This window comes from Deinococcus aerophilus, from assembly GCF_014647075.1.
Classification (GTDB): Bacteria; Deinococcota; Deinococci; order Deinococcales; family Deinococcaceae; genus Deinococcus; species Deinococcus aerophilus.
This window is the reverse complement of record NZ_BMOM01000012.1, coordinates 1-12,343: the sequence shown is the minus strand read 5'-3', so window position 1 is coordinate 12,343 and position 12,343 is coordinate 1. Positions and strand designations below refer to the sequence as shown.

Below are 12,343 nucleotides of genomic sequence, written 5' to 3'. Positions count from 1 at the left end.
CCTCAGAAACATCAACCGAAGATTCACTGAAGTGCGGATTTTCTCACGCGCACCCCACTGCCCCCACCTAGGGTCGGAGGAGCATCTGCTTTTTCTTTCACCCTTGACTTCAGGAGGTTTCCACCATGTCGACCCCCAAACGCCGCCCGTCCGCCCGCCTGTTGCTGGGGACCCTGCTCGCCCTGGGCCTGAGCGCCGCGCCCGCCGTGGCCCAGACGGCCCCGGACGCCCCGGCAGGCCAGCCGGCCTTCGTCCCCCAGCCCGTGACGTATGCCAGCGCCGCCGAGGCCGCCAATCAGGCCCGCGATCTGGCGGCCCGCGCCCGCACCACGTACCCGCGCGGCAGCGCCAACATCGACCAGACGCTGTGGAAACAGGCTGCGGGCGCCGCCGAGGCCGCCGTGAGCGCCGAGCCGAACAATCCCGAGTACCTCAAGCTGCGCGCCCAGATCTACACCGAGGTGGGCTTCTGGCGGCAGGCGGAACTGGGCTGGAACGCCTACTTCAAGGTGGCGCCCGTCCGCGCCGGCAGCCCCGAGGCCACTGCCGCCGCCACCGCGCAGTACAACCTGGGCTACGCGGCGTATGTCCGCAACCAGCCGGACGTGGCCGCCACATCCTTCGGGCAGTGCCTGCAGCTTGACCCGCAGAACGCCCAGTGCGCGACCTGGGCCGCCCGCACCGCGCTGGAAAGTGGGGAGTACGCCCGGGCGCAGGCCCTGTACACCCTGGCCCTGAAGCTGAATCCCGGCGACAAGACGCTGACGTACTTTCAGGACCTCGCGCGCCGGGCCGGTACCTACGGCCCGGCCGCCACCCGCGCCTTCAGCCGCGCGTACAGCGAACTGGATGCCGGACGTCAGGCGCAGGCGCTCGCCGGGTTTCAGGAGGCCGCCCGCGCCGCCCCCAACTTTGCCGAGGCTTGGCGGCAGGCCGGGCGGCTGGCGCTGACGCTGGGCAACGCCCAGGCGGCGCTGGCGGCGTATCAGGGGGTCACGGCGCTGCCCGAGGCCAACGACGCCGACAAGTACAATCTGGCCTTCGCGCAGGAAGGAGCGCAGTACGGCCTGGACGCGGTGCGCGTTTTCCGCGCGGCCTACAGCCAGTACGCCAGCGGCAACAAGGCGGCGGCCCAGAGCGGCTTCCTGAACGCCGCCAGCCAGAACCCGAACTACGCCAAGGCCTGGGCGTGGCTGGGCCGCACCCGCTACGAGGCGGGCAACTACGCCGGGGCTGCCGAGGCCTATGGCCGCGCCGTGGCCCTGGACCCCAGCGACAAATCCAGCGCGTACTACCTGAAACTCGCCCAACAGGGCAAGTAGACTGCCCGGAACACCGCGGGGGCACTGCCGGTTCCGGCCCCCCTCTGTTGCTCCGCAGGGGGCCGGAATCGGCCCAGCGCTCAGAACATATTCCCGCCCTGACGCTGGCGCGCTAGCCTGCCCGACATGAGCGATCCTGCTTCCCCCCGGCCCCGCATCCTGGTGTCCAACGACGACGGCATCTTCTCGCCGGGCATCAAGGCCCTGGGCCTTGCCATGAGCGAGTTCGCCGACGTGACGGTGGTGGCCCCCGACGTGGAACAGTCGGCGGTGGGCCACGGCATCACCATCCGCCGTCCGTTGCGCTTCAAGCACACCGCCGCGGCGGGTTTCGGCGACCTGCCGGCCTACCGGGTGGACGGCACACCCGCCGACTGCGTGGTGCTGGGCGTGCATCTGCTTGGGCGGCCTGATCTGGTGGTCAGCGGCATCAATCTGGGTCCCAACCTGGGCGACGACCTGACCCACAGCGGCACGGTGGCCGCCGCCATCGAGGGTCTGGCGCTGGGCCTGCCCTCCATTGCCTTCAGCCAGCAGAGCGGCCCGGACGGCGAGTACGACTTCGCGGTCGGGGCCGCCTACGCCGCGCGGCTGGCCCGTCAGGTGCTCTCCCGCGGCCTGCCCCCCCGCACGCTGCTGAACGTGAACTTTCCCAGCCGCGCGGCGGTCGGCGTGCGTGTGACCCGGGTGGGCCGCCACCAGTGGGAAGACCGCATTGTGACCCGCCAGGACCCCGAGGGCCGCGAGTACCACTGGGTCGCCGGGACCAGCCGCGCCGCCGACGCCCACGAGGACGACACAGACTACGGTGCGGTGCAGGCCGGGCTGATCAGCGTGACCCCGGTGCGCCTGGAGCTGACCGCCCATGACCTGCTGGACGAGGTAACGGGTTACCTGCCGGAACTCTAGGTCCCGCTCCTCAGCGGGCGTCCAGCACCGTGAAGGTCCACGCCCTGGTGCCCTCTGGAATGTCCAGCAGCGGCACCGGGCCGGCCCAGCGGCTGGCAACCAGATACAGCCCCGGCTGATCCGGACTGGACAGCAGCTCGGCGCCCAGAAAGCCGGGCCGGGTGGGCAGGTGATGCAGAAAGCCGCGCAGCGCTGCCCCGGCGTGTTCTCCACGCGCCTCTGCGTAATGAACCGTGTTCATGGGTGGCTTCGCAGTCAGTACAGGCTCAGGGGATCGCGCGGAACCCATTTCAGGTAGGTACCGAAATGCAGGTGCGGCCCGGTGCTGCGTCCGGTGCTGCCGACGCGCCCGATGGCCTGTCCGCCCTCGACGAGTGCGCCCTGACGGATCAGGGTGACGCTGAGGTGGGCGTAGCGGGTGATCCAGCCGTCGGGATGCTCGATCACGACCGTCCAGCCCCAGCCACGGTCGAAGTCGGGCCGGGATTCCAGCACGCGCCCGGCCCGCGCCGCGCGGACCACGGTGCCGGTGGGTGCCACGATGTCCACGCCGTAGTGCATCTCCTCCTCGCCATCAAGAACCCGGCGTCCGTAATCGCTGCTGAGCTGCCGGTACCCGGTCAGCGGCCACAGCCATGCGCTGGAGTGGCGCGAGGTGCTGGCCGTGCGCAGGGTGGCGGCCGGGGTCCGGCTGGCCTGTGCGCCGGAGGCCGGGGCCGAGCGGGCCGGAATGTTGATCACCGCGCCCGCCCACACCGACTTGCCGCTGGCGTACGCGGGGTTGACCCGCAGCAGCTGCGCCAGCGTCAGGCTGTACTGCCGCGCGATGGTGGTGAGGTTCTCGCCCGCCTTGACGTGGTGTTTGGTGGCCGCTACCGAACGGCCCGGCAGGGTCAGGACCGCGCCCGCCTGGATCCGGGTGGTGTTCTTGAGACTGGGGTTGGCGGCCCGCAGCTGCGCCACGCCCACGCCGGCGCGCGCGGCGATGCCGCTGAGGGTGTCGCCCGCCTTGACGCGGTAGGAGGAGGCCGCCTGCGCCGCACCACACAGCAGCAGAGCGCAGCACAGCGCCCGAAAAACATTGTTCACGCCCCGGAGCATACCGGTTCTGACTTTCTTAATGATGACAGCGGGCGCTACCCTGGCCGCCATGCACGCCGACCGTTCCACCTACGCTCCCCCCGAGGGCTTCACCCGCCTGCGGCTGACCGTGGCCTGGGACGGAGCGGCCTTCGCCGGCTGGCAGTCCCAGCCGAACGCTCCCAGCGCTCAGGACACCCTTCACCACGCATTTACCGCGCTGACGCCCGGCGTGTTCCGGCCGGTGGCCGCCGGACGCACCGACGCTGGCGTCCATGCCGAGGCCATGCCGGTGCATGTGGACGCGCCCGCCGACTTCGCGCTGCCCCCGGCGCGGCTCGCCCGCGCACTGAACGCCCACCTTCCTCCCACGCTGGCAGTACTGGACGCGGCACCCGCCCCGGGGGGCTTTCATGCCCGGTTTTCATGCACCGAGCGCCGCTACGTGTACCGTCTGCTGCGCGCCCCGCAGCGTCATCCGCTGTGGCAGGGGCGGGCGCTGCACGTTCCGGGGCCGCTGGACGCCGGGGCCATGAACGCCGCCGCCACGCGGCTGGTCGGCACCCACGACTTCGCCGCCTTTGCCACCCAGGAGGACCGCCAGACCGTGCGCGAGCTGCGCGCCCTGAGCGTTCATCCGGCACCCGGAGTGTGGGAGGTGCGGGTGGCGGGCGAGAGTTTCCTGCGCCACATGGTGCGCGGGCTGGTGGGCACGCTGCTGCTCGTGGGCGCGGGGCGGCTGGAGCCGGACGCGGTGGCAGACATTCTGGCCTCGCGTGAGCGGGCGCGGGCGGGCGCGAACGTTCCGGCCCACGGCCTGTACTTCAGCGGGGCGAGCTACCCGGACTGACGCTCAGGCGCCGGTCCGGTCCGGGCAAAACCGTCCACAACATCAGGCAGGTGACGACCAGCACCGGGGTCAACAGCACGAACACCAGACTCACGGCGAACAGCACCCGCAGCCGCAAGGTGCGGTGCATAGCTCCCCTGCACCCCGGCCACCACGCCGCGGTCAGACAGACAGAAGGTGGCAAAAACACCTTGAGAGGGAGCCCATCCCTTCGTCTCAAGGCAAAGGCCCACCGCCGGGGCCGGCCAGGACGATGTACCGTTCCTCGCGGTAGGGCATGCCGCGTTCGGTGGCGTGTGCGTCCCAGTCCTCGCGGAGCGCCGGCTCAGTCATGAACCCGCAGCGGGTCTGCCAATCATCCCAGGTGGGCGCCCAGGCCCGCACCGACACACGCCACTCGGCCTGGATGGTCCAGGCCACCGCAGCCAGCCGCTCAGACACGCGCGGCACGTCCAGGCGTGGCCCCACGTACAGAAAACGGGCGTCGGACGCTGCCACGGCGGGCAGATGATCAATCACAGAGGTGGGTCCCCGACGCGACACGATCAGATCGAAGGGACCGCACAGACCCTGGGGGACCTCCCCCTTTCCATCCCAGAGGTGACAGACGGCGTGTGGAGCGCCCGCGCGGGCCAGCTCCAGCAGTTCGGGCTGGCGGTCGTAGGCGACCCAGCGGGCGCACTGCCCGCCGAAGCGCAGGGCGTCCGGACCATGGCCGCACCCAGCCTCCAGCACGCGGGTTGCGGGGTGCAGCAGGGTTTGCAAGGTCGTATCGAAAATCAGTTCCGGATCGGGGCCGTCCAGCACCCGGATCCATGGATGACAGTAGCCGCCCAGTTCAGCGGCCAGCCGGGCGTACCACGCGCGGGAATGAGGCTGCTCGGACACCGGTTCAGGCCACCGCAAGGGGTCTGGGCTGCTGGTCATGGCCGCAGGACCCCACAGACAGACCGCGCAGGTCCCTCATCCCCGGCGCGTCACCCCGTCCATGGTCAGCAGCGGGCCGTACAGTTCAGGGCGACGGTCGCGGAAAAAGCCCATGCCGGCGCGGAACTTGCGGGCCTCGGTCAGGTTCAGGTCGTGGGTCAGCGCGCCCTCATCTCCCTCGCCGAACTCGGCGACCAGTTCCCCGGTGTAGTCGCTGATGAACGAGTGGCCGTAGTAGGTCTGGGTCAGGTCACCCACGACCTCGGTGCCGATGCGGTTGGCCGCGCCGACATAGCTGGAGTTGCTGACCGCGTGGCCGACCATCGCCCGCTGCCACATGTGGTGGCTGTTGGGCGTCTCGACCTCGGCAGGTTCACTGCCGATGGCGGTGGGGTACAGCAGGAAATCCGCGCCCTGCAGCATCATCACCCGGGCGGTCTCGGGGTACCACTGGTCCCAGCAGATGCCCACGCCCACGCGGCCGTAGCGGGTCTCCCAGACCCGGAACCCGGTGTCGCCGGGATTGAAGTAGTACTTCTCCTCGTAGCCGGGGCCGTCGGGGATGTGGGTCTTGCGGTAGTTGCCGAGCACGCTGCCATCGGCGTCTATGCACACCAGCGAGTTGTAGTGCGCCTGCCCGGCCCGCTCGAAGTAGGACACCGGCAGCACCACGCCCAGCTCGGCGGCGAGGTTCTGAAAGCGCCCCAGGAACGGGTGGCCCGCCTGCGGGTGCGCGAGCGCGAAGTAGTCCTCGCGCTCTACCTGGCAGAAATACAGGCTCTCGAACAGCTCGGGCAGCAGCACAACTTGCGCTCCGGCTCGGGCGGCGTCCCGCACGTGGGCCTCGGCGCGCTTCAGGTTGTCGTCCAGCCGGTCGGTCACGTGCATCTGGATTACGGCCAGCTTGACCTTCACGGAGGCGGGGGGGGGCGTCTTGCCGGTCATGCCCCGAGGCTACCCGATGCCGCCGCGCCGTGCCAGGAGCGGGACCGGTATGCTTCCCTCATGGACGCGAGGCCCCCGGAGGCGAGCTCCTGATGGACGATCCGCGCAGCTGGCTGGCAGCCGACTGGGCCGGGCTGCTGTGCCTGCTGCTCGCCGGAGCCGGCTGGGGAGCACAGGTGTCGCGCGGCGGCGTTACCTGGCCCGCGCTGGCCCTGACCGTGCTGCTGGGCGCGGGCGGGCTGGCGCTGAGCGCCGACGCCTCTTTGCGCGGCCATGACCTGCCGCTGGTGCTCGGCCTGACCGGAGCGCTGGGGCTGGCCGCCGCCGTGGTCTTCGGGCGGCGCGGCGAATAGGGCCAGCTCCGGCCAGCCACCAAACAGGAATCGCCGCTCGGTTCCCTTCGCCCAGCTCTGGTAAAACAGAGCATTATGACGGTGCCGACCAACCAGCTGACTCCTGCCCCCGACAAGCCGCGCGTCTATCCGCTGCGGCTGTACGGCGACCCGGTGCTGCGCCGCAAGGCCAAGCCGCTGGGCGTGAACGACTCCCTGAACGTGCCGGGGGTGGGGCTGCAGAGTGTGCGGCAGGTGGCCGAGACCATGCTCGAGACCATGTTCGAGGCGCGTGGCGTGGGACTGGCCGCGCCCCAGGTGGGCCTGCCGGTGCGGATGTTCGTGGCCGTGGAATACGAGGACGACGAGGAGGAGAACGAGGGCGGCGACGAACCGCTGCGTTCGCGGGTGCTGCGCGACTTCGTGATGATCAATCCGGTGGTGCGCGTCATCAACAAGAAAAAGGACCGGTCCTACCAGGAGGGTTGCCTGAGCATTCCTGGCATCTACGAGGAGGGCGTGCCGCGCGCCCGCGCCGTATCGGTGCAGTACACCGATCTGGACGGCGTTCAGCGCACGCTGGAAGCCGACGACTATCTGGCGCGCGTGTTCCAGCACGAACTCGACCACCTCGACGGCGTGCTGTTCCTCGACCGTCTGCCCGCCGAGGTGACCGAGGACTACCGCAAGGAACTGCTCGCCCTGCAGCAGCGCTCCAAATCGCTGCTGAGCGACCTGGCAAATGCCGAACGGCTGCGCCGCGAGCGGAGCGGGGGTTGACCCCGAAAGTCGCCTTCTTCGGCTCGCCGGCCTTCGCACTGCCGGTGCTCGAAGCTGTCCGGGAACACTTCGAGGTGATGCTTGTGGTGGCCCAGCCGGACAAACCGGTCGGGCGCGGCCTGAAGCTGACGCCGCCGCCGGTCGCCGCGCGGGCCGCCGAGCTGGGACTGCCGCTGGCCCAGCCGGAGAAGCTGCGGCGCAATACGGCCTTCGAGGAGACCCTGCGCGGCTGCGGGGCGGATGTGGCCGTCACCTGCGCCTACGGCAAGATTCTGCCCGCCGCGTTGCTCGCCGTGCCCCGTTTCGGGTTCCTGAACACCCACACCAGCCTGCTGCCCGCCTACCGGGGCGCCGCGCCGATTCAGTGGGCGCTGATCCGGGGCGAGACGGTCACCGGCACGACCATCATGCAGACCGATCCCGGCATGGACACCGGCCCGGTGCTGTTGCAAGAAGAGCTGCCTATTGAGCCCGGGTGGACCAGCCTCGAACTGTCGCACGCGCTCTCCGGACAGGCCGCGCGGCTGATCGTCACCGCCCTGACCCGGCTGGGCGACCTCTCCCCCACCCCGCAGGACGAGGCGGCGGCGACCCACGCGCCGATGCTCGTCAAGGAAGACGGTTTCGTGCGCTGGCACGACCCGGCGCGGGCAGTGGTGGACCGCTACCGGGGCGTGGCCGCATGGCCGCAGACCACCGCCTTTCTTGGGGGCGCGCGGCTCAAGCTCGGCGGCCTGGAGCTGGCCCAGGGCGAGGGCGCTCCCGGCGAGGTGCTGGGTGTGGAGGCGAGTGGCGTGGTCATCGCGTGCGGCGTCGGGGCCGTGCGGGTGCAGAGTGTGCAGCCCGAAGCCCGCAAGGCGCAGCCTGCCGCCGTGTGGGCCCCCGCAGCGGGCGTGGACGCCGGCACGCGGTTTGACCGCTGGGAACCGTAACCCCTGGGAACGGTGATTGCCAGCAACGGCGTCTGCCGGGAACCGAACGCGCTCCAGCAGCGTACCTGCGGGCGTGAACCTCGCCTTTCCGCTCACCATCACCTTCAAGCTCAGCCTTTTTACCGAGCTGCGCGTCACCGACGCCTCGGGGCAGTTGATCGCCGTGGTCAAGGAGAAGACCTTCAGCATCCGCGATGAGGTGCGGGTCTTTTCCGACGAGGCCCGCCAGCATCAGACCCACAGCATGCGGGCGCGGGGGCTGCTCGCCGGAGCGCTGGACTGGAAGGCGCGGCGGGTGATCGTGCGCACGGACGGCGCGGAGGTGGGGGCTCTTCAGGCCCAGGGGCTGCGGACCCTGTGGGCCGCGGGATATGACCTGCTCGGCCCCGATGGCCAGACGCGCTTTACCATCCGCGATGATCAGCCGTGGCTGGCCGTCATCGAGGGTGTGATCGACGCGGTGCCCCTGATCGGGGACGTGATCGCGGCGGGCTTCGATTACTTTGTCAATCCGACCTATACCGTCACGGACGCGGGCGGCACGGCGGCCTTCCGGGTACGCAAGCGCCGCAGCATCTTCTCGCGCCGCTTCGAGATCGAGGAGCTGCGTTCCACGCGAGCAGGCGAGGAAGAACTGGTTCTGCTCGGCCTGATCCAGCTGATCCTGCGCGAGCGCGAGCGGGGCTGAGGGACAGAGCGGGGCGCCCGCGTCCTTACGCAGGTTTTCCGGCCCGCGGCGTTCTGGCCTTTGCCTTCACCGTCTCGCTGAAACTGGGCACGTTGTTGCCGAAGATGGTGTAGGCGTCGCACCGATCCCGCAGCACGCATACCCCACACTTCGGGCCGCTCCAGCTGCACACCTGCTGCCCGTGCTTGAGCAGGTTCAGGTGCAGTTCGTACAGAAAGGGCGGGTCGGGGGGCAGCACCTTCAGCAGCGCCCGGTGCGCGGCCTGTTCGCCCATCACGGGAATCGCGCCGACCCGGGTGGTGATGCGGTGAACGTGGGTGTCCACCGGAAAGACTGGGTGCCCGTAGTTGAACAGCAGCACCAGACTGGCGGTCTTGGCACCCACGCCCGGCAGGTCGGTCAGCCACTTCAGGGCGTCCTTCACGGGCAGGTCCTGCAAAAAGTCCAGATCGTAGCCCCCCGGCGAGTCGCGGATGCGGCGCAGGGTTTCCTGAATACGCGGTGCCTTGCTCTCGGGGTAGTTGCTGCGGCGGATGGCGTGGGCCACGGCTTCGGTCGGCGCAGCGATGATGGCGTTCCAGTCCCCCAGAGCGCGCAGTTCCCGATACGCGGCGTCCTCGTCGCGCCAGGTGGTGCGCTGCGACAGGATGGTGCTGATCAGCTCGTGCATCGGCTCGCGCCGGGGGTCCAGATGCCGGTCCCCGTACTCGCCGTGCAGACGCTCCCTGATCCAGACCAGCAGTTCGGCCCGCTCCTTGTCCGGGCGGGCCGCGTTGAGCACGGGTCCGGTCGACACGGCGCCCCCCGCTCAACCTGCCGGAGTGTCGTCGTCCTCGACCGCGTCCCGCGCCCCCTCCGCCGGACCGTCCTTGTCTGCAGGGTCCATGTTGGGCGCCTTGCCCCGGTCCTGTTCGGGAATCGGCTGGCTCTGGCCCTCGGCGGGAGACTGGTTGGCGGGGTCATAGCCCGGCTGGGTGTCATCGCTCATGCGTTCCAGCTTGCGGGCGCACGCGGCCCGCTGCGCCCCAGGCGGCTCAAGACGCCTTAACACAGCTGCCGGAGGACACAATAAAAAAGCCGCCTGCTTCGGCGGTGATGTAAAAAATATAGCGCGTTATTCACGGGACGTCAAACCATGCATCCGGATCCGTTTGAAGCTGCTCCAGCGCCGCCCGGAAGACCTGCAGGCTGCCTGCGTCATACAGCACCACCCGGACCAGCAGCTCTGGATGGTCGGCCAGAAAAGTGCGGATGGTCGACAGCCCCACCCGCGCGGCCTGTTGAAGCGGGTAGCCGTACACCCCCGTACTGATGGACGGAAAGGCAACGCTGGAACAGCCGTGCTGAACGGCCAGTTCCAGACCGCGGCGGTAGGCACCGGCGAGCAGTTCGGCCTCGCCGTGCTCGCCACCGCGCCAGACCGGGCCCACCGCATGGATGACATGACGCACGCCGCGCCGCTCCAGACCGAAGGCGGGCGTGATCACGGCCGTACCGGTGGGGGTGCCGCCGATCTGCCGGATGGCCCGCAACAGCCCGGGTCCGGCGGCGCGGTGGACCGCACCGTCCACGCCGCCGCCGCCCACCAGTTCCTTGTTGGCGGCCGTGACCACGGCGCAGGCGGTCTGGGCCGCAATGTCTCCCTGAATCAGTTCCAGCGGCATTCCTACTCCTCCACTTTCAGGACTCGACGACGCGGGCGAGCTGTTCGGGGCTGAGATGATCGCTGCGGACCTGGGCCGCCGCCGCCACAGCCGCGTGGTCCTCGGCGCTCCACGCCTGGGGAGGCAGCTGGGCGGCACGCTCGGCGCGCTGCACGGCCAGCAACTCCTCTACCGCGCGGCTGAGGTCGTCGTTCACCACCACGTAGCGGAAGGCATGGGCGTGCATGATCTCGTCACGCGCCCGCAACAGCCGCTTCTCGATGCGCTCGGGGGTCTCGGTGGCGCGGCCCTCCAGGCGGCGGCGCAGTTCGGTCAGACTCGGCGGCATGATGAAGACCAGAATGGCTTCCTCGCCCAGCCGGGCCTTGACCTGCATGGCTCCCTCCACCTCGATTTCCAGCACCACGTCCTGCCCGCGCGCCAGCGCCGCTTCAATGGGTTCGATGGGCGTGCCGTAGTGGTGCCCGACGAACGTGGCGTGTTCCAGAAAGCCGTCTGCCTGCGCCTTCTCGGCGAACACTTCCGGCGAGACGAACACGTAATCCACGCCTTCCTGCTCGCCGGGCCGGGCACCACGGGTGGTCCACGAGGTGCTGTAGAACACGTTCTGTCCGGCCAGCCAGCGTTCGCGCAGGGTGCCCTTGCCGACCCCGGACGCGCCCGTGATCACAATCAGAAGGCCCCGGCGGGCGGGCCGGTCGGTGGGCAGAGGGACAGGGGAATCAACCTGGTCGAACGTCATTCCTGTCAGGATACCCGCAAGTCCGCACAAAGAAAACGGGCGGAAGGTCGTTTTGCGACCCGCCGCCCGTTCTACATCGAATGACAGCTTACTTGCGCTTGCCTTTGGCGCGGCTCTTGCCCAGGGCCTGCCCCTTCTCATAGCTGGCCTGCATTTTCTGACGGGTTTCGGCGGCCATCTGCTTGAAATCCACCAGCCCGGCTTCAATTGCTTCCACGGACGGCTTGATGGCTCCTCCCTTGCGGGCGGCAGCCAGTTCACGGTTCGTTTCGTCAAACCACTTCTCGAACTTTGGCGTGACTTCAAACAGCATTTCCTTGGTGTCGCGCTGGTAGGTCTCGTCGCTGCCACGGCGGGTAAATTGCTTGGGCAGGGTAAAGCGTTCCGGCAGATAAGCTGCCTCAAACTTGCCGTCGCGCACGGCGTCGCGGAACATCCGGACAAAGGTATCACTGCGCTGTGCATTGCTAAGTTCATGGACCTGTTCGCTGAGTTTCTTGTAAGTTGTCATGGGGATGACCTCCAAGTAGACAGTATGGGGCCACCGAAACACCGTTGTAAAGTATTTTATAGATAAAACGTTCCCCAGACCTCGCGCGCTTTATCTTTCGCTGTAAAAAAGAAGACACTTGATCTGGGGAGTGGTCCTTATTCTTCTGCAGCTGGTATTCTTCTGCAGCTGGCCTGTACAGAAAAGTTCCGAAGACGATTCCCGAAAAAAGAACCGGCCTCCGTCTACTGACCCGTGATCATGACAGAGCTTGACAGAAGATTCTCTGTGTCACCTTTACTTTTCACGAATGCAGAATCCCCGAACAGCAAGAACCCGGAGCAACCTTCGGCCATCGCCCGGCCCACATCAACGTCTGCGGCAAACGAAAAACGCGCTCAGAGAGCGCATCTTGACTGTTGTGGAGCCAGGGGTCGGACTTGAACCGACGACCGGCTAATAACAACTTCCCCAGGAGCAATCCCGGCTCCGCGCACAACATAACATTTCCTACCCGTATGGCAACGTTTTGCCGGATTCGGCCCGACGTCTGATCCCATCTCATTCCAGGCTTTCTCAGGCAGGCGGTGACGGAGCAATGCTGGCGGCCTGACAGATTTTATGAGATTGGACGGAAAACGAGTTGCCAGCCGACCTCAAGGGTGGTTTGAGGAGGGGCGTG

Annotated in this window: 17 protein-coding genes; 7 read left to right on the top strand and 10 right to left on the bottom strand. The window is 68.4% G+C overall.

The genetic code is table 11. From position 1 onward, the window contains the following. The first annotated feature begins 125 nt into the window (after positions 1-125). Together IEY21_RS08865 and surE are read left to right on the top strand one after the other, a co-directional pair. A complete protein-coding gene (locus tag IEY21_RS08865) occupies positions 126-1,322 on the top strand; it encodes a tetratricopeptide repeat protein (protein WP_188903520.1) in 1,197 nt (398 codons plus the stop codon). A gap of 126 nt (positions 1,323-1,448) precedes the next feature. Further along, entirely contained in the window at positions 1,449-2,231 is a 783-nt protein-coding gene (surE, locus tag IEY21_RS08860; RefSeq protein ID WP_188903518.1) for a 5'/3'-nucleotidase SurE, read from the top strand. Positions 2,232-2,241: 10 nt separating this feature from the next. On the opposite strand, the gene IEY21_RS08855 is transcribed toward surE, so the two are convergent. After that, on the bottom strand, positions 2,242-2,472 hold the full coding sequence (locus IEY21_RS08855) for an antibiotic biosynthesis monooxygenase family protein (RefSeq protein WP_188903516.1): 231 nt from the start codon (positions 2,470-2,472) through the stop codon (positions 2,242-2,244). Between the two features lie 14 nt (positions 2,473-2,486). Continuing rightward, the gene (locus IEY21_RS08850; RefSeq protein WP_229752995.1) at positions 2,487-3,320 is read right to left on the bottom strand and encodes a LysM peptidoglycan-binding domain-containing M23 family metallopeptidase; all 834 of its coding nucleotides are present in this window, start codon (positions 3,318-3,320) and stop codon (positions 2,487-2,489) included. Between the two features lie 61 nt (positions 3,321-3,381). Between IEY21_RS08850 and truA the strand changes: the two genes are divergently transcribed. Further along, on the top strand, positions 3,382-4,161 hold the full coding sequence (gene truA, locus IEY21_RS08845; protein ID WP_188903512.1) for a tRNA pseudouridine(38-40) synthase TruA: 780 nt from the start codon (positions 3,382-3,384) through the stop codon (positions 4,159-4,161). Here truA and IEY21_RS08840 read toward each other — a convergent pair. The 3 genes from IEY21_RS08840 to aguB form a co-directional block, all read right to left on the bottom strand. Next, positions 4,136-4,291: a hypothetical protein gene (locus IEY21_RS08840; RefSeq protein ID WP_188903511.1), complete on the bottom strand. Its 156-nt coding sequence runs from the start codon at positions 4,289-4,291 to the stop codon at positions 4,136-4,138. The two genes, truA and IEY21_RS08840, sit on opposite strands and share 26 nt — an antisense overlap. Before the next feature lie 86 nt (positions 4,292-4,377). Beyond that, the gene (locus IEY21_RS08835) at positions 4,378-5,049 is read right to left on the bottom strand and encodes a class I SAM-dependent methyltransferase (protein ID WP_188903509.1); all 672 of its coding nucleotides are present in this window, start codon (positions 5,047-5,049) and stop codon (positions 4,378-4,380) included. Positions 5,050-5,124: 75 nt separating this feature from the next. After that, positions 5,125-6,033 (bottom strand): N-carbamoylputrescine amidase, encoded by a 909-nt coding sequence (gene aguB, locus IEY21_RS08830; protein WP_188903507.1) that lies wholly within the window; start codon positions 6,031-6,033, stop codon positions 5,125-5,127. A gap of 92 nt (positions 6,034-6,125) precedes the next feature. Between aguB and IEY21_RS08825 the strand changes: the two genes are divergently transcribed. The 4 genes from IEY21_RS08825 to IEY21_RS08810 all read left to right on the top strand — a co-directional run bounded on the left by IEY21_RS08825 (position 6,126) and on the right by IEY21_RS08810 (position 8,765). Beyond that, positions 6,126-6,386 (top strand): hypothetical protein, encoded by a 261-nt coding sequence (locus IEY21_RS08825; protein ID WP_188903505.1) that lies wholly within the window; start codon positions 6,126-6,128, stop codon positions 6,384-6,386. 75 nt (positions 6,387-6,461) lie between these two features. After that, the gene (gene def / locus IEY21_RS08820; protein ID WP_188903503.1) at positions 6,462-7,145 is read left to right on the top strand and encodes a peptide deformylase; all 684 of its coding nucleotides are present in this window, start codon (positions 6,462-6,464) and stop codon (positions 7,143-7,145) included. Further along, entirely contained in the window at positions 7,142-8,077 is a 936-nt protein-coding gene (gene fmt / locus IEY21_RS08815) for a methionyl-tRNA formyltransferase (protein ID WP_188903501.1), read from the top strand. Before def ends, fmt begins: the two co-directional genes overlap by 4 nt. A 73-nt stretch (positions 8,078-8,150) precedes the next feature. Then, complete coding sequence (locus tag IEY21_RS08810) at positions 8,151-8,765, top strand: hypothetical protein (RefSeq protein WP_188903499.1); 615 nt, start codon at positions 8,151-8,153, stop codon at positions 8,763-8,765. A 25-nt stretch (positions 8,766-8,790) separates the two neighbouring features. Here IEY21_RS08810 and IEY21_RS08805 read toward each other — a convergent pair whose 3' ends face one another. From IEY21_RS08805 to IEY21_RS08785, 5 genes are all read right to left on the bottom strand, one after another. Continuing rightward, entirely contained in the window at positions 8,791-9,561 is a 771-nt protein-coding gene (locus tag IEY21_RS08805) for a monofunctional DNA glycosylase (RefSeq protein ID WP_229752994.1), read from the bottom strand. A 12-nt stretch (positions 9,562-9,573) separates the two neighbouring features. Continuing rightward, complete coding sequence (locus tag IEY21_RS08800; RefSeq protein ID WP_188903497.1) at positions 9,574-9,753, bottom strand: hypothetical protein; 180 nt, start codon at positions 9,751-9,753, stop codon at positions 9,574-9,576. 130 nt (positions 9,754-9,883) lie between these two features. Continuing rightward, a complete protein-coding gene (locus tag IEY21_RS08795; protein WP_188903494.1) occupies positions 9,884-10,429 on the bottom strand; it encodes a macro domain-containing protein in 546 nt (181 codons plus the stop codon). 16 nt (positions 10,430-10,445) lie between these two features. Continuing rightward, the gene (gmk, locus tag IEY21_RS08790) at positions 10,446-11,171 is read right to left on the bottom strand and encodes a guanylate kinase (protein WP_188903492.1); all 726 of its coding nucleotides are present in this window, start codon (positions 11,169-11,171) and stop codon (positions 10,446-10,448) included. Between the two features lie 88 nt (positions 11,172-11,259). Then, positions 11,260-11,682 (bottom strand): hypothetical protein, encoded by a 423-nt coding sequence (locus IEY21_RS08785; protein WP_188903490.1) that lies wholly within the window; start codon positions 11,680-11,682, stop codon positions 11,260-11,262. Positions 11,683-12,343 lie beyond the last annotated feature (661 nt).